This is a genomic window from Serpentinimonas barnesii (genome assembly GCF_000696225.1).
GTDB lineage: Bacteria > Pseudomonadota > Gammaproteobacteria > Burkholderiales > Burkholderiaceae_C > Serpentinimonas > Serpentinimonas barnesii.
Window position 1 is genome coordinate 19,884 of sequence record NZ_BAWN01000008.1, and the last position, 24,637, is coordinate 44,520.

The window sequence follows — 24,637 nt, forward strand, 5'->3', positions numbered from 1 at the left end:
ACCAATCGGCAAGCGCAAGGCAAAACCCATGTCGGTCTTGCGCCCAGTTTGCTGGGGTTGCGAGGCCGTTGGCGCACAGCCTTCGACCGCTCCGGGGCGTCTCTCCTCCTCCCTCTCCCTCCTCTTGAGCTGCGGAGTGCCTCGCAACCCTTTTTTATACGCAGCCCTAGGCGCCTTCAGCCCGGCGGCACACTGGCCACAAAGCTCGGGCGCTGCGCCAGCTTTTCGTAGAGCCGGGCCAAGTTGGGGTGGTCGGTGCGCCAAGCGATTTGGGCAAAGCGAAAATCCAGGTACGCCAGCGCGCAACCGGTGGCCACATCGGCCAGCGAGAAGTGCGTGCCGTGGCAAAAAGGCTGCTCACCCAGGCGCTCGCTCATGGCGCGCAGGCCGTGCGTGACCTTGCCCAGTTGGCGCTCGATCCAAGCCGGGCTGCGTTGCTGCGCCGTGCGGCCATCCCAGTGCCCTTCCATGCGCGCGGCAAAGGCGGCATCGCTCACCCCATCGGCGAGCGCCTCCCAAATTTTCACCTCCAGCCGCTCGCGCCCATGGTCCGGAATCAACTTGCCCACCGGCGACAGGGTGTCGAGGTACTCGACGATCACGCGCGAGTCGTACACGCTGGTGCCGTCGTCTAGCAGCAGGCAGGGCACCTTGCCCAGCGGGTTGAACTGCTGGATGCGGGTGTCGGCGGCCCAGACGTTTTCATCGACCCAGCTGAAGTTGAGCTTTTTTTCGGCCAGCACGATGCGCGCCTTGCGCACGTAAGGGCTGGTGAGCGATCCAATGAGTTTCATGGTCTTCCTGATGGCACCCAAGCAGGTGTCTGATTGATTTTTGAGGTGGCAATTGATTGTGCCACCGCCGCCGCCCTGCATGCAACAGCCCCCACACAGCCCGTGGTTAGAATGATTTGCGGCAGGCACTCTCTGCATCCAGCCCGAAGGAGTTGGTCCAACTATGCAAAATTTGCCCGAAAAGCACTGGCACCACCAGCCGCCCGCCGAGGTGATCGGCTTGCTGGAGGCGAACCCGCAGCAGGGCCTCGATGCCGCTGCGGTGCAAGCGCGCCAGCGCAGCTTTGGCCCCAACGCGCTGCCGCCGCCCAAGGGGCGTGGCCCGCTGCTGCGCTTTTTGCTGCAGTTCAACCAGGTGCTGGTTTACATCCTGCTGGTGGCCACCGGCATCAAGCTCGCCGTGGGGGCCTGGACCGACGCGGCGGTGATTTTTGGTGTGATCTTCCTCAACGCCGTGATCGGCTTCGTCCAAGAGAGCAAGGCGCTGGGCGCGCTGGAAGCGCTGGCGCGCGCGCTCAGCACCGAGGCCACGGTGCTGCGCGGCGGGCAGCGCCAGCGCATCGATGCGCGCGCACTGGTGCCCGGCGACATTGTGTTGCTGGCCTCGGGCGACAAGGTGCCGGCCGACCTGCGCCTGCTCGGCGTGCGCGAGCTGCGCGTGGACGAGGCGGCGCTGACGGGCGAGTCGCTGCCGGTGGAGAAGCACGCCGAGCCGCTGGCCGCCGACACCGGTCTGGCCGACCGCCGCAACATGGCCTATTCCTCGACCCTGGTGCACTACGGCACAGCCACCGGGGTGGTGGTGGCCACGGGCAAAGGCACCGAGATCGGCCGCATTTCGGAGCTGCTGGCCCACACCGATGTGCTGGCCACACCGCTGACGCGGCGCATCACGCGCTTTAGTCACTGGCTGATGTGGGCCATTCTGGGGCTGGCGGCCCTGACCTTTGCCGTGGGCACCTTTGTCCACGGCCAATCGCTGGTCGATATGTTCCTGGCGGCGGTGGCGCTGTCGGTGGCCATGATTCCCGAGGGGCTGGTGGTGGTGCTCACCATCACGCTGGCCATCGGCGTGAGCCGCATGGCCAAGCGCAATGCCATCATCCGCCACCTGCCCGCGGTCGAGACCCTGGGCAGCACGACCGTGATCTGTTCCGACAAAACCGGCACGCTCACGCGCAACGAGATGACGGTGCAGCACCTGTGGGCCGCAGGCGCGGGTGCCGAGCTGAGCGGCGTGGGCTACGCGCCCCAGGGTGGGCTCAGCCGCGAAGGCCAGCCGCTGGCGGAGTTGCCGCCGCCGCTGGAAGAGCTGCTGCGCGCCGGCCTGCTGTGCAACGACGCCGTGCTGCGCGAGCAGGGCGGTGCCTGGCGCATCGACGGCGACCCCACCGAGGGCGCGCTGCGGGTGGCCGCGCGCAAGGCCGGGCTGGACGAGGCGGCCGTGGCGGCCGCGCAGCCGCGCCTCGACGCGCTGCCCTTTGAGTCGCAGCACCAGTACATGGCCACGCTGCACGGCGGGGCGCAGCCGCTGGTTTACCTGAAAGGCGCGGTGGAGGCGGTGCTGGCGCGCTGCGACAGCGCCATGGGGCCCGACGACACCCGCCAGCCGCTGGACGCCGACGCCGTACACGCCCAGGTCGAGGCCATGGCCCGGCTGGGCCTGCGCGTGCTGGCTTTTGCGCGCCGCAGCGGCGCGGGCTTGGCGCGCATAGGCCACGCCGAGGTGGGCAGCGGGCTGGAGTTTCTGGGCCTGCAAGGCATGATCGACCCGCCGCGCGCCGAGGCGGTGCGGGCGGTGCAGGCCTGCCACACGGCGGGCATCCGGGTCAAGATGATCACCGGCGACCACGCGGTCACGGCGGCGGCCATTGCCGCTGAAATCGGGCTGGACCCGCGCGCCAGCCGGGAGCGGCCGCCGCGTGCGCTCAGCGGCCGCCAGCTCGAAGCGCTAGACGAGGCGGCGTTCGAAGCCGCCGCGTCCGACACCGCGGTGTTCGCCCGCGTCACCCCCGAGCAAAAGCTGCGCCTGGTGCAGGCGCTGCAGGCGCGCGGCGAGGTGGTGGCCATGACCGGCGACGGCGTCAACGACGCGCCCGCGCTCAAGCGCGCCGACATTGGCGTGGCCATGGGCATCACTGGCACCGAGGTCTCGAAAGAGGCCGCGGCGATGGTTCTGACCGACGACAACTTCGCCAGCATCGAGGCCGCAGTCGAAGAGGGGCGGGGCGTGTTCGACAACATCGTCAAGTTCATCAGTTGGATTTTGCCCACCAACGCCGGGCAGGGGCTGGTGATCATCGCCGCCATCCTGGCCGCGCAGCCGCTGCCGATTTTGCCGGTGCAGGCGCTGTGGATCAATATGACCACCGCCGTGCTGCTGGGCCTGACACTGTGCTTCGAGCCGCGCGAGGCCGGCATCATGCTGCGACCGCCGCGCCGGCCCGATGCGCCCATCCTCAACTGGGAGCTGGTGCTGCGCATCCTGATCGTGGGCGTGATGCTGATGGCGGGTGCCACCGTGCTGTTTCACCACGCGCTGGCGCGCGGGCTCAGCGAGGCCGAGGCGCGCACCATCGCGCTGGCGGTGTTCGCGGTGGGGCAGTCGTTCTACCTGCTCAATATGCGCTCGCTGCGCCACTCCATGTGGAAGCTCGGGCTGATGAGCAACCCGTGGATTTGGGTCGGGATTGCGGCGATGATGGGCTCGCAGTGGCTGGTGACCTACGTGCCGCTGATGAACACGATGTTCCACACCGCGCCCATTGCCGCATCGGAATGGCTGCCGGTGCTGGCGGTCGGGCTGGCGATCCACCTTGTGATCGGTGCCGAGAAGCTGCTGCGCAAGACGCTGGAGGGCCGCGCGGCAGCGGGCTGATGCACAGGCGGCCCGATGACGGCGCTGTCGGCGGGCAGGTCAGCGGCTATGTCTGCGGCCCGAGGCCGGGCTTTTACAATAGTCCCACCATGCCTGATACCTCCCCACTGGAATTTTCCCCCCTCACCGCCCTGTCGCCGCTCGACGGGCGCTACCAGCCCAAGCTCGATGCGCTGCGCCCGCTCTTGAGCGAATACGGCTTCATGCGCTGCCGGGTGCAGGTCGAGCTGGTCTGGCTCGAACACCTGTGCGACGCCGGCCTGGCCCGCGCACAGCCGCTCAGCCCCGCGGCGCAGCCGCTCAGTCCCCCGGCGCGGGCACATTTGCGCGCCATCGTCGAGCGCTTCGGCGTGGCCGACGCGGCCGCCATCAAGGCGATCGAGAAAACCACCAACCACGACGTGAAGGCGGTCGAGTACTGGATCCGCGGCAACCCCGAGTTGGGCGTGGCGGGGGCTTTTGCCGGTTGGCCCGAGCTGCAGGCGCTGGGCGAGTTTGTCCACTTTGCCTGCACCAGCGAAGACATCAACAACACCAGCCACGCGCTGCAACTCAAGGCCGCGCGCGAGCAGGTGCTGCTGCCGGGGCTGGATGCCATCATCGCCCAACTGCGCGAGCTGGCGCAGCGCTGGGCGGCGGTGCCCATGCTCAGCCGCACCCACGGCCAGACCGCCAGCCCGAGCACAGTGGGCAAGGAGCTGGCCAATGTGCTGCAGCGCTTGCAAACGGCGCGCCAGCGCATCGCGGCGGTGCCGCTGCTGGGCAAAATGAACGGTGCCGTGGGCAACTACAACGCGCACCTGTCCGCTTGGCCGGATTTTGACTGGGAGGCTTTCGCCCGCCGCGTGGTCGAAACCCCGGCCGCCACGGCCGGCAGCGCGCCCGAGGCCCCCATCGGCCTAGGCCTGAGCTTTCAGCCCTACAGCACCCAGATCGAGCCGCACGACTACATGGCCGAGCTGTTCGACGCTGTGGCGCGCAGCAACACCATCCTGATCGATCTGGCGCGCGACCTCTGGGGCTACATCAGCTTGGGCTACTTCAAGCAAAAGCTCAAGGCGGGCGAGATTGGCTCCTCCACCATGCCGCACAAGGTGAACCCGATCGACTTCGAAAACGCCGAAGGCAACTTGGGGCTGGCCAACGCGCTGCTGCGCCACCTGAGCGAAAAGCTGCCGATCAGCCGCTGGCAGCGCGATTTGAGCGACTCCACCGTGCTGCGCAATATGGGCGTGGCGCTGGGGCATGCGCTGCTGGCGCAGCAGTCGCTGCGCACCGGGCTGGGCAAGCTGGAGCTGAATCCGCAGGCGCTGGCGGCCGACTTGGATGGGGCTTGGGAGGTGCTGGCCGAGCCGATCCAGACCGTGATGCGCCGCCACGGCATTGCCGGGGCCTACGAAAAGCTCAAGGCCGCCACCCGCGGCCAAGCGGTGACGCGCGCGGCGCTGCACGAATTGATTGAGACGCTGGACATTCCGGCTGCCGACAAGGCGCGCCTGCTGGCGCTCACCCCGGCCGACTACACCGGCTTGGCCGAGGCGCTGGCGCGGCGGGCCTAAGGTACCTGATGCGGGCCTGATGCGGCCCTGACGGGGGTTGCGATGGGATGGCGCGGCTGGCGGGGATCGAACCCACGACCCTCGGCTTCGGAGGCCGATACTCTATCCACTGAGCTACAGCCGCGCAGAACCTCACATTCTAGCAGCCACCGGCGGGGCTTGGCTAGAAAACCGCTCTCAGCGTGTGCTAGAATAACGCCAGTGGCCCGGTAGCTCAGTTGGTAGAGCAGCGGACTGAAAATCCGCGTGTCGGCAGTTCGATTCTGCCCCAGGCCACCACCATTCAACGCTCAACTGTCCTCGGTTGGGCGTTTTGTTTTTCCTGGCCATCGGATAGACCGCCATCCCGTCCTCGCTGGCTTGCGCCAGAGCGGTCTTTATGGTTTCGGTCAGCTCAAGTTCCGCCGCAGATCACTGACGAGCTGACCCCAGCGCCGCCCCTCGGCAGCGATGAAGAAATCGAATTCGGCCGCCGTGCCGCCGACCCACTCGAGGCCTTGCGTGGCTGCGCGTGCGCGTTTTGTACAGCTCGGCGGCTAGGTGCTTGAGGGTGCCCATGCCAGCCGAGGACGCGTTCAGCGAACCCGGCCGCGATCAAGCCCGAGGCACCGGGGCGGTTCTCGACCACCACCGTTTGCTGAAGCGTGCGCGGCAGGTGCTCGGCGATCAAGCGCACCAGCAGGTCGACCGAGCCGCCGGGCGGCACCGGCACCAGCAAGGCCGGCTGCATGATTCAGGCGACAACTGTCTTGATACGCGCCGATACCCTAGCGTGCCCTCAAGGAAAGAGCAGCTTGTGCTGGATGCGGGACTTTTCGAACGCATGGCAGACTGCCATTTGAGCCAGCACGCGGTCAAGGTCGTCGTAGTTGAATGCAGCCGTCCAGGCGTGGATGTGCTGCATGGCTTGTACAAAGGGTGCCGGGTCGCCCTGCCGGGTGAGCGCGCGCAGGCAGTCCAGGTACTCTTCCCGAAAAAGCGTCGGAATGATGAGGCGACTGGCCCCCACCACCGAAAGTTCGGCGTTCATCACGAGTCGCGCCAGCCGACCATTTCCATCGGTGAAGGGGTGTACCTCGGCGACGAGAAACATGGCCAGCAGTGCGCGGGCCATGCCAGCGGGTACTGTGGGCAGCAGTTTTGAGCCCTCTACAAGGGTGCCTCGCACCAGTCGAGGCGCCACGAACTCGGTGTTGCCGGCGCGGTTGGCTTGTGTCTTGAACTCCCCGGGCCCCACTTCCGGTCGCTCGGCCATTTGGTCGCGGTGCCTGTCTCGCAATTGGTGGAGCACGGGCTCGCCCACGCCCAAGGTCTGGTTGGCCCATCCCGGGTTGACTGCCTGGCGGAACACGCCCAGCACGTCGTGGGAGTCTTTGGGGCGCGTGGTGATGGGGCGACCTTGGAGCACAAACCCCCGGGCGTCCTGGACGTCGAATTCGGTGCCTTCGATGAAGTTGCTGAAGTACGACTCCAAGAAGGCAAAGTTGACCCTGGCTTGGTCGGTGGTGGCGACAGCCGCAGCTTGCTTCAACGGACTGGCCCGCAGGTGGGCGGCGAGTTTCTCCAGCAAGGCCAGGCGGTTTGCGTCGTAGGGCGGGGCGGCAGCAAGGCCCTTGCCGGCTTGTGTTTGCATGTCGGCTTGGCGAGTGCCTAGGATGGCGCCGATAAGCTCGTCGAGCAGGACTTGTTCCCGTTGCAGGCCAAGGCCTGGCGCCAAGTCGCGGGCCTGTTCGCGCAAGTGGTTCAGAACCTCTTCTCCGCGTGCTTCGCAAGTCTCGATGAGGCGCCTCTCCACTTCGACCCTCCCCACCGACTTCTGAACCTGGCCCCGCGTGATGGACAGGTTCTCTAGCAGCATGCGCGGCAGCGACGGGTAGTAGAGCTCGCGTCCCATCATCGGCGTATCGCCTTGACTGGCTCCCGGCCCCTGGATGAGTTGTACGGTCATCCCAGGCAGCGCGACGCGCTTGGTGTAGGTGTAGGTCAGGTGCATCACCCCGTCGTGAGGCACACCACCGTAGAAAGCGCTTTTGGGACCCACCACGGCCCCGGGGTACAGGGCGGCGAGCAGTCGGATTCGCTCGCGCGCCACGAGGCCTGGCCAGCTCGCTTCTGGCCACGGGGTCAGCACGCCGGCGGCGATGCGGTGCAACTGACCGGCTTTGAGTTGGCGCTGTGCCGCACGCACCTCGGCAGCTGCCATCTCGGCGTAGAGCAGCAGTTCGCCTGTCGGTTTTTTTGCAAGAGAGGCCATGGTTGTGGCAGCGGCCGTCGTGATTTGTTGGGCTAGGCTGGTTTCGTGTCGTTTTCTTTGAGCTAAAGGATGGACGGGCCAGATTCTGTCGCCTATATTTTAATTTGAATGTCGGTGCGTCGCAAATATTTGTCTGTTACTTGAGCTCCGGCGACTTCATCTCTTGGAAGTACGTCTTCAGCGCAGCCTCGCGGTTGTAAGCGAACGTTTGCTTGAGGTCGTCGCGCTTGGCCACCGAGACCACAAAGCGAGACCGATTATCGATGGAGGCCATGGACCTTTGCTCCTGTTGGGGGAGCAGGGTCTAATTCTGCTGTTTAGCCTGTTCGCTACAGCAGCGCGAAGCACGGAAGCTTGCCACTCATTTGCCACTAAGGGCACCTGAAGCAAGCAATCCGCACTTGGCGTTGACTTGTAAGTGGCTGATTTACAAGGAAAATGTGGTCGGGGTGAGAGGATTCGAACCTCCGGCCTCTACGTCCCGAACGTAGCGCTCTACCAGGCTAAGCTACACCCCGTGTTGCACCTTGCAAGCGGCTCTTGCGCTAGGAGCGGCGCTCCAGCAGTGCAGTCGTCCATTGTATCAAAGCCTCGCGGCTGGGGCTGGGCGGCAGGGTTTGGGCGGCGGCCATGGCGCGTTGCGCTTGCGCTTGGGCGGCGCGGCGGGCGTCGGCCAGGCCGCCGCTGCGGCGCACGATTTCGATGATCTGGGGCAGGTGTTCGCTGTTGCCGTGCTCGATGGCGGTGCGGATCAGGGTGGCGTCGGCGGTGCTGCAGCGCTGCAAGGTGCAGATCAGGGGCAACGTGACCTTGCCTTCGCGCAGGTCGTCGCCCAGGCTCTTGCCCATTTCGGCCACATCGCCCTCGTAGTCGAGCACGTCGTCTATCACCTGAAAGGCGGCCCCGAGCGACTGGCCGTAGTCGGCGCAGTGGGCCTCGGTGGCAGCGTCGCTGCCCGCCAAAATGGCGGCCAGGCGTGCGCTGGCCTCAAACAGCTTGGCGGTCTTGGCGCGGATCACGCGCAGGTAGGCGGCTTCGTCGAGTGCGGCGTCGTGCATCTGCATCAGTTGCAGCACCTCGCCTTCGGCGATCACGTTGGTGGCGTCGGCCAGCACGTCCATGACGCGCATCAGGCCGGCTTGCACCATCATCTGGAAGGCGCGCGAGTAGAGGAAGTCGCCCACCAGCACGCTGGCGGCGTTGCCAAATAGGTGGTTGGCGGTGTCGCGGCCGCGGCGCAGGGCCGATTCATCGACCACGTCGTCGTGCAGCAAGGTGGCGGTGTGGATGAACTCGACCACCGCCGCCAGGCTGTGGCGGCGCGCATCGGTGCAGCCCAGCGCCTGACACATCAGCAGCAGCAGCGCCGGGCGCACCCGCTTGCCGCCGGCGCCGATGATGTAATTGGCCACCTCGCCAACCAAGGGGACTTCGCTGCCTAGCTGCTGGCGGATCACGCCATCGACCACTTGCATGTCGGCGGCAACCCGCTCCAAGGCGGTGGGGGTGGCTACGGTGGCGGTTGTGGGAGAGGCGCTCAATTGAAAGGGCAAGGTTGCGTATGAAGGTCGAACCGACGAATTATAGGTAGGGCCACCGCAACCCTGTTCGCAACCCTGTTTGCCGCAGGCACGGGTCGCAAGGGCCAAGAACGGCATGGCCTGATGCAGGCCAGAAAGAATGGGTCTATAATTTCTCACAAGTTTCGAGGAGCGTTGCAGCATCGGGCCAAATGGCGCCCGTGCGAGGCTCGAAACAGGCCGCCACCGCCTGGCTCGGTGGTCGGCCACCCCCTGCAACGACGCTCGCCCACTTCTCGTGCGGTGAGCGCTTTGGCGGCTCTGGCGGGCAGTGGTCTGATCAAACCTCTGTTGTTGGAACCTGTATGAACGCTGCCTTGAAAAACCCCGTCCTCGCCGACTGCGTGATCGCCGACATTGCTCTGGCCGAATGGGGCCGCAAAGAAATCCGCATTGCCGAAACCGAAATGCCGGGCCTGATGGCCATCCGCGAAGAATACGCCGCGCGCCAGCCGCTGGCCGGAGCCCGCATCACCGGCAGCCTGCACATGACGATCCAGACCGCCGTGCTGATTGAAACCCTGCAAGCGCTGGGCGCGCAGGTGCGCTGGGCCTCGTGCAACATTTTTTCTACCCAAGACCACGCCGCCGCCGCCATTGCCGCTGCGGGCACGCCGGTGTTTGCCTTCAAGGGCGAAACGCTGGAGCAGTACTGGGACTACACGCACCGCATTTTTGAGTTTGGCCCCGCCGGCGCAGCGGCCGAAGGCCCCAACATGATTTTGGATGACGGCGGCGACGCCACGCTGCTCATGCACCTGGGCCGCCAAGCCGAGCGCCACCCCGAGGTGCTGGCCAACCCCGGCAGCGACGAAGAGCGCATCCTGTTTGCCGCCATCCGCGCCAAACTGGCCGAAGACGCCACCTGGTACAGCCGCAAGGGCGCGCAGATCATCGGCGTGACCGAAGAAACCACCACCGGCGTGCACCGGCTCAAGGAAATGTCGGCCAAGGGCACGCTGCTGTTTCGCGCCATCAACGTCAACGACTCGGTCACCAAGAGCAAGTTCGACAACCTCTATGGCTGCCGCGAGTCGCTGGTTGATGGCATCAAGCGCGCCACCGATGTGATGATCGCCGGCAAGGTGGCCGTGGTGGCCGGTTATGGCGACGTGGGCAAGGGTTCGGCCCAGGCGCTGCGCGCGCTCTCGGCGCAGGTCTGGGTGACCGAGATCGACCCCATCAACGCGCTGCAAGCGGCCATGGAAGGCTACCGCGTGGTGACGATGGACTATGCCGCCGACAAGGCCGACATTTTCGTCACCGCCACCGGCAACAAGGGCGTCATCACCTATGGGCACATGGCGCGCATGAAAGACCAGGCGATTGTGTGCAACATCGGCCACTTCGACAACGAGATCGAGGTCACCGAGATCGAATCGCGCTGCCAGTGGGAGGAGATCAAGCCGCAGGTGGACCACGTGATCTTCCCCGATGGCAAGCGCATCATTCTGCTGGCCAAGGGGCGGCTGGTGAACCTAGGCTGCGGCACCGGGCACCCGAGCTTTGTGATGTCCTCGAGTTTTGCCAACCAGACCATCGCCCAGATCGAGCTCTACGGCCACCCAGACGGCTACGACGCTGGCAAGGTCTATGTGCTGCCCAAGCACCTGGACGAAAAAGTGGCGCGCCTGCACCTGAAAAAGGTCGGGGCCCAGCTCACCGAGCTCAGCGATGAGCAGGCGAGCTACATCGGGGTGCCCAAAAACGGCCCCTACAAGCCCGACAGCTACCGCTACTGAAGTGGGCCGGGTGGACGCCATGGCATTGCCGCTGAGTTTCGAGTTTTTCCCGCCCAAAACACCCGAGGGCGCGCTCAAGCTGCGTGCCGTGCGCCAGCAGCTCTACGCCCGCCAGCCCGAGTTTTGCTCTGTCACCTATGGCGCCGGGGGCTCCACGCAAGAGGGCACCTTTGCCACGGTGGCCGAAATTTTGGCCGAAGGGGTGCCGGCGGCAGCGCATTTTTCGTGCATCGGGGCGACTCGGGCCGGGGTGCGCGCGCAGCTTGGCCAGTTGCAGGGCATGGGGGTGCGCCGCTTGGTGGCCTTGCGCGGCGACATGCCCAGCGGCTACGGCTTGGGCGGCGAGTTCCAGTACGCCAGCGACCTGGTGGCCTTCATTCGGGCCGAGTTTGGCAGCGCCTTTGTGATCGAGGTGGCCGCCTACCCCGAGGTGCACCCGCAAGCGCGCTCGCCGCAGGCCGATTTGCAAGCCCTGCTGGCCAAGGTGCGCGCTGGCGCCGACAGCGCCATCACGCAGTACTTTTTCAACACCGACGCCTACTTTCGCTTCGTCGATGAGGCCTGCGCGCTGGGCATCGACATCCCCATCGTGCCCGGCATCATGCCCATCACCAACGCCAGCCAGTTGCTGCGCTTTTCTGACGCCTGCGGGGCCGAGGTGCCGCGCTGGATCCGGCTGCGGCTGCTGGGCTATGGCGACGACGTAGCCAGCATTCAGGCCTTTGGGCGCGAGGTGGTGGGCGATTTGTGCGAGCAGTTGCAACGGGCCGGGGTGCCGGGGCTGCATTTCTACACCATGAACCAGAGCGCACCCACGCTGGCGCTGTGCGAGCGGCTGGGCCGGTAGGGGAGTGCGGCGCGTCGGGTCTCAGGCGCGGCGCCTGAGGCTGAGCGGCCCGTACCACGCTTCCGAGCGCTGGCGGGTGTTGTTGGAGTCGGTCATCAGGCCAATGCCGTTCAGTCCGCTGGCGCCATCGCCAAAAGCGCGCGCGTAATCGGCCTGCACGTCGCGCACTTCCTCGTTCCAGCGCCCCAGCGTGGCCGGGCCCGAGCGCACCACCAGCAGCCGCACCCGGCTGGTGTTGGGGTCGTGTAGCACGGTGCCCACCGGGTTCGTGTTGTCCCACACATACATCAGGGTGGCGTGCGGCATCGGTTCGCCCGTCAGCAGCAGCGCCAGCTCCGACAGGGCCCGGTCGCGTGTCGTAAAGCCCATTCGGTCGCCGTCGAAAGTCAGGAGGATGCGCACCACCGCGTCATTGGTGTCGCGTTGGCTCAGGTTGCTTTTGGGGTTGAGCGCATCGACCCACCAAGAAAAGCGCAATTCGCCCCACTGGGCCGCGGGCAGTTGCACCCGCCGGCGTAACAGGCTGTTGTTGCCCTCGCACAGGGCGTGCACCGCGGGCCGACCTCGGTGTTCGGTGGCGTGGTAGCGCGTGGGGCTGCGGCCAGCAAAGGTCTGGTGCTCCCACGCGCTGGTGGCGGCTTCAACCAGGCTGCTGCGCGCCCAAGCGGAGTCTGCAAAATCCGGCCCTAGGCGGTGCGTGGGTTCGGCATCGGCATCGGCATCCGCCTCGGTGCCAGGGCGCAACCAAGCACAGCCGCTCAAAGCCGAGGCCGCTGCGGGCAGCCCCAAGCCCAGCCACAGGCTGCGCCGCAGCCAGTCACGCCGCGTGACCGCAGCCAAAGTTGGCGGGAGCTGATGCGGGGGCGAAGCAGGGCTGGGTTTGGGCATAGACCAAGAGCCTAGCAGACCCCTGTGTCAGGCCTATGGCCCTTGTTCCACCACCCACTGAGAGCCAGGGCCTTCTTTGAGGGCGGCGCAAACCCAGGGCAGCGCGCTGCGCCACTGCTCGGCCATGGCGTAGGGGGGGTTGATGAGGTGCATCGCGCTGGCGTGCAAGGGCGTGCGTGCTTGGCCGCGCGCCACCTCGGCGCTGCGCCCGCTCGCTATGGTCTGCCCGACATCGAGTTGCGCCAGCGCCCAAGGCCGCTGCAGGCGCGCGCACAAGGCCTTGAGTTTGCGCGCCAAGGCATGCGACTCGGGGCGCGCAATCACCGGGTACCACACTGCGTAGCAGCCGGTGGGGAAGCGCTCCAGCGCGCCTTCGAGGCAGTCGAGCACGGCTTGGTAGTCGGTTTTTAGCTCGTAGCTGGGGTCGATCAAGACCAGCGCACGCCGCGTCGGCGGCGGCAGCAGGGCGCGCAAGCCGGTAAAGCCGTCGCTGCGCCGCAGCTCGATTTGCTTGCCCCGCCCCAGGTCGGCCACGTTGCGCTCCAGCAGCCGCGCATCGGTGGGGTGGACTTCGAACAATTTGAGTTGGTCTTGCGCGCGCAACAGCGTCTGGCAAATCCAAGGCGAGCCGGGGTAGTGGCGCAGGCTGTCGTGGCCAAGGTTGTAGGATCGCACCAGATCGAGGTAGGCCTGCACCGCCGCCGGCACCGGCTGACCCTTTTGGCGCGCCGCCGCCGCCAAGCGCGCAATGCCGCGTTCCGACTCGCCCGAGGTGCGGGCCAGTTCTTGGTCGAGCCGGTACAGACCCGCGCCGGCGTGGGTGTCGGCGACCAGCAGGCCGACATCCTTTTGGGCCAGATACTGCAGGCAGGCCACCAGCGTCAGGTGTTTGAGCACATCGGCATGGTTGCCGGCATGAAAGGCGTGGCGGTAACTGAACATGGCTTGCATGGTAAACCACCGCGCGCCCTTCAGGTTGCCCTGCGTGAGAATTTGGGCTTGCATGGGATTGGTGTTTGGCGTTAGAATGGAGGGCTTCGCAGCGCTTTGGGTGTCCGCGGCGAAGGCTTTGCTGTGGCCTTAATGGGGCTGTGGCACGGCAAACCCACCTAAGAGGCGGCCATCAGAGCCGCACCGACCGTGGAAAAGACACCTGCCAAACCCGCTTTATCAGAGCAAACTCATGACCAAAACCTTCAGCGCCAAACCGGCCGAGGTGGTGCACGAGTGGTTTGTGATTGACGCCACCGACAAGGTGCTCGGACGTGTTGCCAGCGAAGTGGCACTCCGGTTGCGCGGCAAGCACAAGGCCATTTACACCCCTCACGTGGACACGGGCGATTTCATCGTCATCGTCAACGCGGCCAAACTCAAAGTCACGGGCAACAAGGCCCTCGACAAAATCTATTACCGCCACTCGGGTTTCCCGGGCGGTATCTACGGCACCAACTTTCGCGACATGCAGGCCAAGCACCCCGGCCGCGCGCTCGAAAAAGCGGTCAAGGGCATGCTGCCCAAAGGCCCGCTGGGTTACGCCATGATCAAAAAGCTCAAGGTCTATGGCGGTGCCGAGCACCCTCACAGCGCCCAGCAACCCAAAGTGTTGGACATTTAAGGAGCGCACATGATAGGTGAATGGAACAATGGCACCGGCCGTCGCAAATCCAGCGTCGCCCGCGTGTTCCTTAAAAAAGGCACGGGTCAGATCACGGTCAATGGCAAGGACATCCAAGCCTTCTTCGGCCGTCAGACCTCGATCATGATCGCCCGCCAGCCCCTGTTGCTGACCGGCAACGAGCAAGCCTTCGACATCCAGGTGAATGTGCATGGCGGCGGTGAATCCGGCCAAGCCGGTGCGGTGCGCCACGGCATCACACGCGCCCTGATCGACTACGACGCCACGCTCAAGCCCGTGCTGAGCGCAGCTGGCTACGTGACGCGCGATGCGCGCGAAGTGGAGCGCAAAAAGGTCGGTCTGCGTTCGGCACGCCGGCGCAAGCAGTTCTCCAAGCGCTGACACGCGCCCCAGCGCATGCTTGGCTGCATGCGCTCTGCATCAAACCGCCCTTTGGCCACAAGCCGGGGGCGGTTTTTTTGCGCTTGCACTGCGAGGTGGGTGGGTCAGCAAAAACCCCGGCCCCCGCGCAGGCAATCCCCTTTTGTGTGCAATCTTGAGTCTTTTGCTTTAGTATTGCAGCACAGGTTTTTACATCGGAATACGCACCATGAGCGAAGTCGCAGAACGCCCCGCCACCGAAATGCCCGCCCCCTTTGTTTTCACCGACAGCGCGGCGGCCAAGGTCGCTGATTTGATCGCCGAAGAGGGCAACCCCGATTTGAAGCTGCGCGTGTTCGTGCAAGGCGGCGGCTGCTCGGGTTTTCAGTACGGTTTCACCTTCGACGAAGTGGTGAACGAAGACGACACCACCATGAGCAAAAACGGCGTCAGCCTGCTGATCGACGCCATGAGCTACCAGTACCTGGTGGGCGCCGAGATCGACTACAAAGAAGATCTGCAAGGGGCCCAGTTCGTGATCAAAAACCCCAACGCCACCACCACCTGCGGCTGCGGATCGAGCTTCAGCACCTAAAAGCAGCGCGCAGCGGGCGGGCCTACTAGGCGGGGTAGATCGCGCCCAGCACACGCGGCCCGCTGGCCCCGGTGACACTGGGCACATTGCCCGTTTTCCCCTCGATGGCTTGCAACGCCAGCCACGCAAAGGCGGCCGGCTCAACCCAGTGCGCGGGCCAACCAGCGGCCTCGCTGGGCTGCACCGCTGAGCCGGGCAGTTCTTCGGCCAGCAGGCGCATCAGGTAGCCGTTGCGGCTGCCACCACCACAAACCCAGACCTGTTGCGGACCTTGGGCGCCCCAGTCCAAGCCCTGCGCCGCTCCAGCGATGCTGCGCGCCGTCAAGCGCGTCAGGGTGGCCTGCACGTCGGCCGGGGGCAGCGCAGCAAAGCCGCGCAGGCGCTCGGCCAGCCAGTCGGCATGAAAGAGGTCGCGCCCCGTGCTTTTGCAGCCGCGCTGCTGAAAATACGGCTCTTCGAGCAAGTGCACCAGAAGATCGGGCCGCTCGCGCCCACTGGCGCCCCAGGTGCCGTCGCGGTCGAACCAGGCCCCGGTGTGGCGCTGGCACCACAGGTCGAGCAGCGCGTTGCCGGGCCCGCTGTCGAGGCCATACACGGCGCCGCTGGCGGTGAGTGCGGTCAGGTTGGCAATGCCGCCGATGTTGAGCACCAGCACCGACTGCCCTTTGCACCCAAAGATGCGCTGGTGAAAGGCGGGCACCAGGGGTGCGCCTTGGCCGCCCGCGGCCACATCGCGGCTGCGAAAATCCGCCACCACGGCAATGCCGGTGCGCTCGGCCAGCAGCGCCGGCTGGTTGATTTGCAAGGTGTAGGGGTGTGAGATGCCCGGCCCCGGTGGGCGGTGGCGCACGGTTTGGCCGTGCGCCCCGATGGCGCGCACCTGTGCGGCGGCCAAGCCGCTGGATTGCAGCAACTGCGCCACCACGTGGGCGTAGCGCTCAGCCAGTTGGCCGGCGGCAACGGCGGCAAGGTGTAGCTCGTCGGGGCCACTTTGGTTGAGGCCCAGAAAGGCCAGGCGCAAGCCATCGGGCAGGTCGGAACTGGCTGCGGCCAGTACACGGTGGCTGTGGTCGGCGCCGGATTCGAGCAACACCCCGTCGATGCCGTCGAGCGAGGTGCCCGACATCAGGCCGATGGTGTAGGTGCTCATGCCGCCAAACCTTGGCCAAGGCGCAAACCCCGGCAGGCCGATCTTATTGGGCGCTGGCCTGCACCAGGGTCGAGGCGGCCGCGAGTTTTTGCCTCATGTCGGCAGCGGCTTGCTGGAACGCCGGCCGCACCGCAGCCGACAGCGGCTCGCTGCCGCCGCCTTCGGCCACCAGCAGCAAGGGGTCGCGGTGGATGCCGTTCAGGCGGTATTCAAAGTGCACGTGCGGGCCGGTGCAGACGCCGGTGCAACCCACTTGGCCGATGTGCTGGTTTTGGGCCACGCTCTGGCCTTTGCGCACGTCGATGCGGTTCAGGTGGGCGTAGACGGTGACGATGTGGTTGCGGTGCTGGATGAACACCACGTTGCCAAAGCCGCGTTGGCTGCCGGCAAACTGCACCACGCCGTCGCCGACGCTGCGCACCGGGGTGCCGGTGGGGGCCGGAAAATCGACCCCCAAGTGCGGGCGGCGCAAGCCCGTGACGGGGTGAAAGCGCAAGCCAAAGCCGCTGCTGATGCGTGAAAACTCCAGCGGCGAGGCCAAGAAAGCGCGCCGCGTGCTGTCGCCCTCAAAGGTGAAGTAGGCCCCGGGCTGGCCCGGGGCCTCGAACCACAGCACCTGGTGCGCGCGGCCCTTGTTGACGAATTCGGCGCTCAGCAGCCGCCCGTAGCGCAGCAGCTCGCCTTCGGCCTCGATGGCTTCATAGACCACGCGGAAGGAGTCGCCGCGTTGCAGGTCGCGCCGGAAATCGATCTGGCCCGAAAAAATATCGGCCAGTTGGGATGCCACCAAGTCGGGCAGGTCGGCCGCTTCGGTGGCAGCAAACAGGGTGCTGCGGATGGTGCCACTGGCCACGCGCACCGAGCGCTGGGGTTCGCCTTGGTCGATGCGGGCCACAAAGCCGTTGCCGCTGCGCTCGACCAGCAAGCGCTGGTAGGTGTCGGCTTGGTTGCTGGGCAGCCAGCGCACACTCAGGCGCAGCAAACGTTGGTCGTCGTCGGTTTCGGCGCGCACCAGCTTGCCGGCCGGGCCGCGCATCAGCACCGCCGCATCGGGGTGGCTGCGCAAGAACTGTTGCGCGGCGCTGTCGCTCACGCCCAAGCGCTCCAGCAGGCTTTGCACGGTGTCGTTGCGGCGCGTGACGTCGGTTCGAAACAGCACGAAGGGCACGGGCGCTTGCAGCTCGGCGGCGGTGCCAGCGGTGGCCGCAGGCCCTGCCGGCAGTTGCGCCGCCAGCGCGGCGTGCGGCACCGGTTCAACCACTTGCAGCACGGGCCGCTCGGAGATTTGCGCCTCCAACGGGGCCACGCCAAAGGCGGTGACGCCGGTTCCGAGCAATATGGCGCCCAAGCCAGCCACGAAATGCTTGGGGTATTGTTGCAAGATAAATTTGATCTGCTGGGCCAGTTCGTTCATTCAGGGTCAAGATCTGAGCCGGTCTGCGCGCAAAGGGGAGCGCACAGGCTGGGCGGACTAGGGGCAGGGCGCCATGAATTGGCGCAACTGAAAGCCGGATTGGGAGGCCGTGCCATGGGGCCACCGCATAAAACAGGAGCCAAGCCACAGCGCGCCGACTAAAATCCGGCCACGAATTGCGCGCCAGTATAACGCGCCGGCCGAGTCCGGCCATCTGTAGAAACCCGAATGATCCAAGCCACCCCCCCCACCGCTGCCGCCACGCGCACCGGCGCCACCCCAGCTGCACCCAGCGCAGCGCCCCTGTGCGAAGCCGTGCAGCACGCCCTGGCCGTGACGCGGCGCGGCTGCGAGGAGCTCATCCCCGAGGCCGACTGGGTGCAAAAATTGCAGCGCAGCCAGGCCAGCGGCCAGCCGCTGCGCATCAAGCTCGGGCTGGACCCGACTGCGCCCGACATCCACTTCGGCCACACCGTGGTGCTCAACAAGCTGCGCCAGTTGCAGGATTTGGGGCACACGGTGATCTTTCTGATCGGCGATTTCACCAGCCTAATTGGCGACCCCTCCGGACGCAACAGCACCCGGCCGCCGCTGACACCCGAGCAGATCCAGGCCAACGCCCAGACCTACTACCAACAGGCCAGCCTGGTGCTGGACCCGGCCAAAACCGAAATCCGCTACAACAGCGAGTGGAGCCTGGCGCTGGGCTCGATGGGCATGATCGAGCTGGCGGCCAAATACACCGTGGCGCGCATGATGGAGCGCAACGACTTTCACCAGCGCTACACGGCGGGCAGCCCGATCAGCGTGCACGAGTTTTTGTACCCGCTGATGCAGGGCTACGACTCGGTGGCGCTCAAAGCCGACCTGGAGCTGGGCGGCACCGACCAAAAGTTCAACCTGCTCATGGGCCGCCACTTGCAGGCCGAGTACGGCCAGGAGCCGCAGTGCATCCTCACCATGCCCTTGCTCGAAGGGCTGGACGGGGTGGAGAAGATGAGCAAATCCAAGGGCAACTACATCGGCATCGGCGAAGCGGCCAACAGCATGTACGCCAAGGTGCTGAGCATTTCCGACGAGCTGATGTGGCGCTGGTTTACCCTGCTGTCGTTCCAGTCCGAGGCGCAGATCGCGGCGCTGCGCGCCGAAGTCGCTGCCGGGCGCAACCCCAAAGACGCCAAGGTGCAACTGGCGCTGGAACTGACCACGCGCTTTCACAGCGCGGCGGCGGCGGCGGCGGCGCAGCAGGACTTCATTAACCGCAGCCAAGGTGGCGTGCCCGATCAAATCCCCGAGCTGGCGCTGGCCGGCGCGCCGCTGGGCCTTGCGGTGCTGCTCAAGTCCGCCGGGCTGGCCCCGTCGAGCAGCGAAGCGAACCGCCTGATCGACGGCGCCGGGGTGCGCGTCGATGGTGCCGTGGTCAGCGACAAGGGCCTGCGCCTGGCTGCGGGCACTTATGTGCTGCAAGTGGGCAAACGCAAGTTCGCCCGCGTCACGCTTTCTTGATCCCTGCTGGCAATTCCTTCCTGCTCCTGATTGGTCCCCCCTCCCGTGTACGACAACCCACTATCTGCCGCCCAAGCGCCCAGCCGCACCGGCGCCCCCAACGCCGACTCCCTGCGGCCACCACCCGGCCCCATGCTGCTGTCGGGGCTGGAGCTGCTGCGCATCGACGAGCATTCGCTGTTCGTCAACATCGGCGAGCGCACCAACGTCACCGGCTCCAAAGCCTTTGCGCGCCTGATTCTGGAGGGGCGCTTCGAGCAGGCGCTGGCGGTGGCGCGCCAGCAGGTGGAAAACGGGGCCCAGATCATCGACGTCAACATGGACGAAGCCATGCTCGACAGCCGGGCCGCCATGGTGCGTTTTTTGAACCTCATGGCCGGCGAGCCCGACATCGCCCGGGTGCCGGTGATGATCGACTCCTCCAAGTGGGAGGTGATCGAGGCCGGGCTCAAGTGCGTGCAGGGCAAGGGCATCGTGAACTCGATCAGCCTCAAAGAGGGCGAGGCCGAATTCAAGCGCCAGGCGCGGCTGGTGCGCCGCTACGGTGCCGCCGCCGTGGTGATGGCCTTTGACGAGCAGGGCCAGGCCGACACCATGGCGCGCAAGACCGAAATTTGTGCGCGCGCCTACCGCATCCTAGTCGATGAGGTGGGTTTTCCGCCCGAAGACATCGTGTTCGACCCCAACATCTTCGCCGTGGCCACCGGCATTGCCGAGCACGACAACTACGCGGTCGATTTCATCGAGGCCACGCGCTGGATCAAGGCGCACCTGCCGGGGGCCAAGGTCAGCGGCGGGGTGAGCAATGTGAGCTTTAGCTTTCGCGGCAACGACCCGGTGCGCGAGGCCATCCACACCGTGTTTTTGTACCACGCCATTCGCGCCGGGCTGGACATGGGCATCGTCAACGCCGGCATGGTCGGCGTCTATGACGAGCTGGCCCCGGATCTGCGCCAGCGCGTCGAAGACGTGGTGCTCAACCGCCGCCCTGACGCCACCGAGCGCCTGCTCGACATCGCTGACAGCGTGCGCGGCGCGGCGCGCGACGACAGCGCCAAAAACGCCTGGCGCTCCCTGCCGCTGCGCGAGCGCCTCACGCACGCGCTGGTGCATGGCCTCAACGAGCACATCGAGGCCGACACCGAAGCCCTGTGGCAGCAGATGCGCGCCGAGGGCTTGCGGCCGCTGCACCTGATCGAAGGCCCGCTGATGGACGGCATGAACGTGGTCGGCGACCTGTTCGGCGCCGGCAAGATGTTCCTGCCGCAGGTGGTCAAGAGCGCGCGCGTGATGAAGCAGGCGGTGGCGCACCTGATGCCGGCGATTGAAGAAGAAAAACGCCAGGCCTTGGCGCTAGGCGGTGCCGAGCCGCGCGCCCAGGGCAAGATCGTGATCGCCACCGTCAAGGGCGATGTGCACGACATCGGCAAAAACATCGTCACCGTGGTGCTGCAATGCAACAACTTCGAGGTGGTGAACATGGGCGTGATGGTGCCCTGCCACCAGATTCTGGCCAAGGCTAAAGAGGTGGGGGCCGAGATTGTGGGCCTGTCGGGCCTGATTACGCCCAGCCTGGAAGAAATGCAGTACGTGGCGGCCGAGATGCAAAAGGACGCCTATTTCGAGCAACACGGCGTGGCGCTGATGATCGGCGGCGCCACCACCAGCCGAGTCCACACGGCGGTGAAAATTGCCCCGCACTACAGCGGCCCGGTGGTCTATGTGCCCGATGCCTCGCGCAGCGTGGGCGTGGCGCAAAACCTGCTGGGCCAGGGGCGCAGCGCCTTCGTGGCCGAGCTTGGCAGCGACTACGAGCGCGTGCGCCAGCAGCACGCCAACAAAAAGAAAACCCCGCTGGTGTCGCTGGCGCAAGCGCGTGCCAACAAGGCCGCGCTCGACTGGGCCGCCTACGCCCCGGCGCGGCCCAAGTTCATCGGCCGGCGCGTGTTCAAAAACCTGGACTTGGCCGAGCTGGCGCGCTACATCGACTGGGGTCCGTACTTCCAGACTTGGGATTTGGCCGGCCCCTACCCCGCCATCCTCGACGACGAGCTGGTGGGCGAGCAAGCGCGCAAGGTCTATGCCGATGCGCAGGCCATGCTGAAAAAAATCGTTGAAGGCCGCTGGCTCACGGCCAACGCGGTGCTGGGCCTGTACCCGGCGCAGGCGCTGGGCGACGACGACATCGCGCTCTACCCCGACGAAGCGCGCCAGACCCCGGCGCTGGTTTGGTACGGCTTGCGCCAGCAGAGCGAAAAACCGGTGATCGACGGGGTGCCGCGCCCGAACCGCTGCCTGGCCGATTTCGTGGCCCCGCAGGGCAGCGGGGTGGCCGACTACGTGGGCGCCTTTGCCGTCACGGCGGGCATCGGGGCCGAGGCGCGCGCCGCCGCCTTCGAGGCCGCGCACGACGACTACCAGGCCATCGTGCTCAAGGCGCTGGCGGACCGGCTGGCCGAAGCCGCCGCCGAATACCTGCACCGGCGCGTGCGCACCGAGCTCTGGGGCTACGCCGCGCAAGAAGATTTAAGCCTGCAGCAACTCATCGCCGAGCAGTACCGGGGCATACGCCCGGCCCCGGGCTACCCGGCCTGCCCCGACCACACCGTCAAGCGCGAGCTGCTGGCGCTGCTGGGCAGCGAGGAAATTGGCCTGGGCCTGACCGAGAGCCTGGCCATGACGCCCGCCGCCAGCGTGTGCGGCTTGTACCTGGCGCACCCGCAGAGCCAGTATTTCAACGTCGGGCCCATCGGGCGCGACCAACTGGCCGAGCAGGCGCGCCGCCGCGGCATGAGCGAAGCCGAGTTGGCGCGCTGGCTGGCGCCCAATCTTTGAGGCGACGCCAATGGGGCGGGGCCAGCGAGGCCCTGCCACCGCCTCAAAGCGCGCAGTGGGCGCGCACCTCGTCGATGCTGCTCAGGCCTTGCAGCACCTTCAAAATGCCGTCTTGGCGCAGGGTGCGCAGCCCGCCGCCGATCTGCGCCGCCTCCTGCAGCGCCTCTGAGGGCGCTTTGCGCTGAATCAGGCGGCGCAAGGGGGCATCGATGAGCAGCAGCTCGTGCACCCCCACGCGGCCCTTGTAGCCGGTCTGGTCGCAGGCTGGGCAGCCGCTGGCGTGGCGCCTGAGCAGCTGTCCATCTTGGCCATAGTCTTGCAGCCACTGCGCGCGCAACTCGGCCTTGCCAGGGCGCAGGGCCTCGGGCAGCACGTGCAGGTAGTCCTCTAGCAGCTCGTTGATCCAGGCTTCGTCGGCCGGTTCGCTGCGCACACAGCCCTTGCACCAGCGCCGCACCAGCCGCTGCGCCAACACCGCCGCCAGTGCATCGGCAAAGTTGAACGGGTCCATCCCCATATCGAGCAGGCGCACCACGGTCTCGGGGGCGCTGTTGGTGTGCAGCGTGGAAAACACCAAATGCCCGGTGAGCGAGGCCTCGATCGCCATCTGGGCCGTTTCGCCGTCGCGGATCTCGCCCACCATGATGATGTCGGGGTCGGCACGCAGAAAGGCGCGCAGCGCCTTGGCAAAGGTCCAGTCGATCTTGGGGTTGACCTGCACCTGGCGCAGGTCGGGGTTGCTGATCTCGACCGGGTCTTCGGCGGTCCAGATCTTGCGGTCCGGCGTGTTGATGTGCTGCAGCAGCGAGTGCAGCGTGGTGGTCTTGCCCGAACCCGTGGGGCCCACGCACAGCACCATGCCGTGCGGGCGCGCCACAGCGGCCTGCAATTGGCGCAGGTTGGCGGGTGTGAGGCCGAGCTGTTCCAGCGGCAGCGGCTTGGCCGAGGAGAGCAGGCGCAGCACCACGTCTTCGGCGCCGCCGGTGGTGGGGATGGTGGCCACGCGCAATTCCAGCTTGTGCGCGGGCGAGAACTTGGCAAAGTCGATCTTGCCGTCTTGCGGCTTGCGGCGCTCTGAGATGTCGAGGTCGCACATCACCTTGATGCGCCCGATGATGGCGTTGCGGTAGCCCGATGGCAGCTCCATCAGGGGGCTCAGGCGCCCGTCTTTGCGCAGCCGGATGCGCACCTTGCGCTTGCTGGCAAAGGTCTCGATGTGGATGTCGGAAGCCCCTTGGCCATGGGCTTCGATGATGATGCTGTTGATGAGTTTGACCAGCGAGTTGTCAGACTGTTCGATCGCGGCGCTGCTGGGGTCGGCGTCATCGCGCGCCTCTTGCTCCAGCGATTCGAGCAGTTTGTCGGAGCTGGTGGCGGCAAAGTCACCGCCGGCCGCCACCGCCGCTTGGGCGTCATCGAGGCCAAAACGGGCGTAGGCCTCGTTGATGCCCTGCACCCCCAGCGGGGTGCTTGCCAGCGTCGCCAGCACCTTGGCTTGCAACAGGAAATCGAGTTCTTCGAGCATGCCGCGCCGCGACGGGTCATCGGTGGCCACGACCACGGTGCCGCTGTGCCACAACAAAGGCAACACGCGGTGTTTGCGCGCCAGCGCGATTGGCACCCGGCGCAGCGCCTCGGGATCGATGGGGAAGCGGGCCAGATCGACCACCGGGTAGCCCATTTTGCGGGCCAGCGCAAGGCGCAAATCGTCGCGCGACAACAGCCCGCTTTGCACCAGCAGCTCGCCCAGCGGCACGCTGCGTTCGTTTTTCTGGCGCTCCAGCGCGTCTTGCAGTTGCTCGGGGGTGATGAGCCCAAGCGCGGTCAGCGCTTCGCCGATGCGCACCATGGGCATGCGCGCCTGCTCTTCCAGCGCCTGCAGCAACTGCTCGGGCTTGACCACTTCCTTGAGCACCAGATAGTCGCCCAATTTGCGGTTGCGCAACTGTTCTTGCTCGCGTGCAGCCTGTTCGACCTGCTCGGTGGTGACGGCGTGTTGTTCGACCAATACCTGGCCAATGCTCTCCCCGACCCGTATCTGGCGCACCATGTGCGCGGGCAGGAACACCCGTTGCACCCGGTCGTGTTCGTCGAGCGGTATAAAAAGGAACACGCCGGCGGCCGACTCGAGGTGTCCAATCGTTGTGCCGGTGAGCGCCGTGCCGTCGCTCAGTTCCAAGGCATAGGGCAGGCGCGGACGGAAATCGAGCAAGTCGTCGGCGCTGGCGGCCGCGTGGCTATGGGCCTCTGCAGGGGCGCCACCGAGGCGTTGCGGCAGGGGCGCCAGCGGCTGCGTCAGGGTGATGCGGCGAAACATGCCGAAGCGCAGCGGCATGATGGCGCGCGAGGGCGGTAATTGGATATGGGCCACGCCGGACGGTAGGTCCAGTCCCATCAGCCGGCAAGGGCGCACCTGTCCGTTGCTGCCCTCGACTTGGCAGTCTAGGCCCGGGGCATCCGGTGCATGGCTGCCGTTTTCATCGCTGCCGTAGCTGGCGTAGGGTGGGGTGGGCCAACGCAGCGGCAACAGGCCGTCCCGCGCCACCACAAGGGGATCGGCTGATGCAGCGGCTAGGGGATCCATGGTCAGGTTTCTGGG

19 protein-coding genes, 3 tRNA genes and 1 riboswitch are annotated in these 24,637 nt (G+C 66.2%); of the genes, 10 read left to right on the forward strand and 12 right to left on the reverse strand.

Annotation, left to right across the window (positions count from 1 at the left end):
• Positions 1-176 precede the first annotated feature (176 nt).
• The gene (locus SRAH_RS02825; protein ID WP_029461840.1) at positions 177-794 is read right to left on the reverse strand and encodes a glutathione S-transferase C-terminal domain-containing protein; all 618 of its coding nucleotides are present in this window, start codon (positions 792-794) and stop codon (positions 177-179) included.
• Between the two features lie 163 nt (positions 795-957).
• Here SRAH_RS02825 and SRAH_RS02830 point away from each other — a divergent pair, with 163 nt between their 5' ends.
• Positions 958-3,672: a cation-transporting P-type ATPase gene (locus SRAH_RS02830; RefSeq protein ID WP_029461841.1), complete on the forward strand. Its 2,715-nt coding sequence runs from the start codon at positions 958-960 to the stop codon at positions 3,670-3,672.
• Between the two features lie 107 nt (positions 3,673-3,779).
• Positions 3,780-5,231: an adenylosuccinate lyase gene (gene purB, locus SRAH_RS02835; protein WP_149028914.1), complete on the forward strand. Its 1,452-nt coding sequence runs from the start codon at positions 3,780-3,782 to the stop codon at positions 5,229-5,231.
• Positions 5,232-5,279: 48 nt separating this feature from the next.
• Here the strand turns inward: purB and SRAH_RS02840 are convergent.
• Positions 5,280-5,355, reverse strand: a tRNA-Arg gene (locus tag SRAH_RS02840).
• A 79-nt stretch (positions 5,356-5,434) separates the two neighbouring features.
• Here SRAH_RS02840 and SRAH_RS02845 point away from each other — a divergent pair.
• Positions 5,435-5,510: transfer RNA gene (locus SRAH_RS02845), tRNA-Phe, on the forward strand.
• Positions 5,511-5,625: 115 nt separating this feature from the next.
• Here SRAH_RS02845 and SRAH_RS13190 read toward each other — a convergent pair.
• The 5 genes from SRAH_RS13190 to SRAH_RS02865 form a co-directional block, all read right to left on the reverse strand.
• Positions 5,626-5,961 carry a tripartite tricarboxylate transporter substrate-binding protein gene (locus SRAH_RS13190; protein WP_149028912.1) on the reverse strand — a complete coding sequence of 112 codons (336 nt, stop codon included), beginning with the start codon at positions 5,959-5,961 and terminating at the stop codon, positions 5,626-5,628.
• Positions 5,962-6,009: 48 nt separating this feature from the next.
• Complete coding sequence (locus SRAH_RS02850; protein ID WP_029461843.1) at positions 6,010-7,485, reverse strand: Fic family protein; 1,476 nt, start codon at positions 7,483-7,485, stop codon at positions 6,010-6,012.
• A 136-nt stretch (positions 7,486-7,621) separates the two neighbouring features.
• Positions 7,622-7,759: a hypothetical protein gene (locus tag SRAH_RS12770; RefSeq protein WP_171816019.1), complete on the reverse strand. Its 138-nt coding sequence runs from the start codon at positions 7,757-7,759 to the stop codon at positions 7,622-7,624.
• Positions 7,760-7,926: 167 nt separating this feature from the next.
• A tRNA-Pro gene (locus tag SRAH_RS02860) sits at positions 7,927-8,003 on the reverse strand.
• A gap of 27 nt (positions 8,004-8,030) precedes the next feature.
• Positions 8,031-9,038 (reverse strand): polyprenyl synthetase family protein, encoded by a 1,008-nt coding sequence (locus tag SRAH_RS02865; RefSeq protein WP_439645534.1) that lies wholly within the window; start codon positions 9,036-9,038, stop codon positions 8,031-8,033.
• Positions 9,039-9,186: 148 nt separating this feature from the next.
• A riboswitch (S-adenosyl-L-homocysteine riboswitch) is annotated at positions 9,187-9,299 on the forward strand.
• Positions 9,300-9,370: 71 nt separating this feature from the next.
• On the opposite strand from SRAH_RS02865, the gene ahcY reads away from it, so the two are divergent.
• Positions 9,371-10,807, forward strand: a complete 1,437-nt coding sequence (gene ahcY, locus SRAH_RS02870) for an adenosylhomocysteinase (protein WP_029461845.1) — start codon at positions 9,371-9,373, stop codon at positions 10,805-10,807.
• Between the two features lie 19 nt (positions 10,808-10,826).
• Positions 10,827-11,654 carry a methylenetetrahydrofolate reductase [NAD(P)H] gene (gene metF, locus SRAH_RS02875; RefSeq protein ID WP_029461846.1) on the forward strand — a complete coding sequence of 276 codons (828 nt, stop codon included), beginning with the start codon at positions 10,827-10,829 and terminating at the stop codon, positions 11,652-11,654.
• A gap of 21 nt (positions 11,655-11,675) precedes the next feature.
• On the opposite strand, the gene SRAH_RS02880 is transcribed toward metF, so the two are convergent.
• Complete coding sequence (locus SRAH_RS02880) at positions 11,676-12,494, reverse strand: DUF3047 domain-containing protein (protein WP_052369058.1); 819 nt, start codon at positions 12,492-12,494, stop codon at positions 11,676-11,678.
• 81 nt (positions 12,495-12,575) lie between these two features.
• A complete protein-coding gene (locus tag SRAH_RS02885) occupies positions 12,576-13,484 on the reverse strand; it encodes a 23S rRNA (adenine(2030)-N(6))-methyltransferase RlmJ (protein WP_029461848.1) in 909 nt (302 codons plus the stop codon).
• Positions 13,485-13,725: 241 nt separating this feature from the next.
• On the opposite strand from SRAH_RS02885, the gene rplM reads away from it, so the two are divergent.
• The 3 genes from rplM (at position 13,726) to erpA (ending at position 15,133) form a co-directional block, all read left to right on the forward strand.
• Positions 13,726-14,157: a 50S ribosomal protein L13 gene (gene rplM, locus SRAH_RS02890; RefSeq protein ID WP_029461849.1), complete on the forward strand. Its 432-nt coding sequence runs from the start codon at positions 13,726-13,728 to the stop codon at positions 14,155-14,157.
• Between the two features lie 9 nt (positions 14,158-14,166).
• Positions 14,167-14,559: a 30S ribosomal protein S9 gene (gene rpsI, locus SRAH_RS02895; protein WP_029461850.1), complete on the forward strand. Its 393-nt coding sequence runs from the start codon at positions 14,167-14,169 to the stop codon at positions 14,557-14,559.
• Between the two features lie 208 nt (positions 14,560-14,767).
• Positions 14,768-15,133, forward strand: coding sequence for an iron-sulfur cluster insertion protein ErpA (erpA, locus tag SRAH_RS02900; protein ID WP_029461851.1), 366 nt, complete (start codon positions 14,768-14,770; stop codon positions 15,131-15,133).
• Positions 15,134-15,158: 25 nt separating this feature from the next.
• Here erpA and SRAH_RS02905 read toward each other — a convergent pair whose 3' ends face one another.
• Both SRAH_RS02905 and SRAH_RS02910 read right to left on the reverse strand, forming a co-directional pair.
• Positions 15,159-16,283 carry an anhydro-N-acetylmuramic acid kinase gene (locus tag SRAH_RS02905; RefSeq protein ID WP_029461852.1) on the reverse strand — a complete coding sequence of 375 codons (1,125 nt, stop codon included), beginning with the start codon at positions 16,281-16,283 and terminating at the stop codon, positions 15,159-15,161.
• 43 nt (positions 16,284-16,326) lie between these two features.
• A complete protein-coding gene (locus SRAH_RS02910) occupies positions 16,327-17,697 on the reverse strand; it encodes a M23 family metallopeptidase (protein WP_029461853.1) in 1,371 nt (456 codons plus the stop codon).
• Between the two features lie 228 nt (positions 17,698-17,925).
• Between SRAH_RS02910 and tyrS the strand changes: the two genes are divergently transcribed.
• A complete protein-coding gene (tyrS, locus tag SRAH_RS02915; RefSeq protein WP_045475970.1) occupies positions 17,926-19,203 on the forward strand; it encodes a tyrosine--tRNA ligase in 1,278 nt (425 codons plus the stop codon).
• A 132-nt stretch (positions 19,204-19,335) separates the two neighbouring features.
• Positions 19,336-22,038 carry a methionine synthase gene (metH, locus tag SRAH_RS02920; protein WP_045475997.1) on the forward strand — a complete coding sequence of 901 codons (2,703 nt, stop codon included), beginning with the start codon at positions 19,336-19,338 and terminating at the stop codon, positions 22,036-22,038.
• 43 nt (positions 22,039-22,081) lie between these two features.
• On the opposite strand, the gene SRAH_RS02925 is transcribed toward metH, so the two are convergent.
• Positions 22,082-24,622 carry a GspE/PulE family protein gene (locus tag SRAH_RS02925; protein ID WP_082210044.1) on the reverse strand — a complete coding sequence of 847 codons (2,541 nt, stop codon included), beginning with the start codon at positions 24,620-24,622 and terminating at the stop codon, positions 22,082-22,084.
• Between the last annotated feature and the right edge of the window lie 15 nt (positions 24,623-24,637).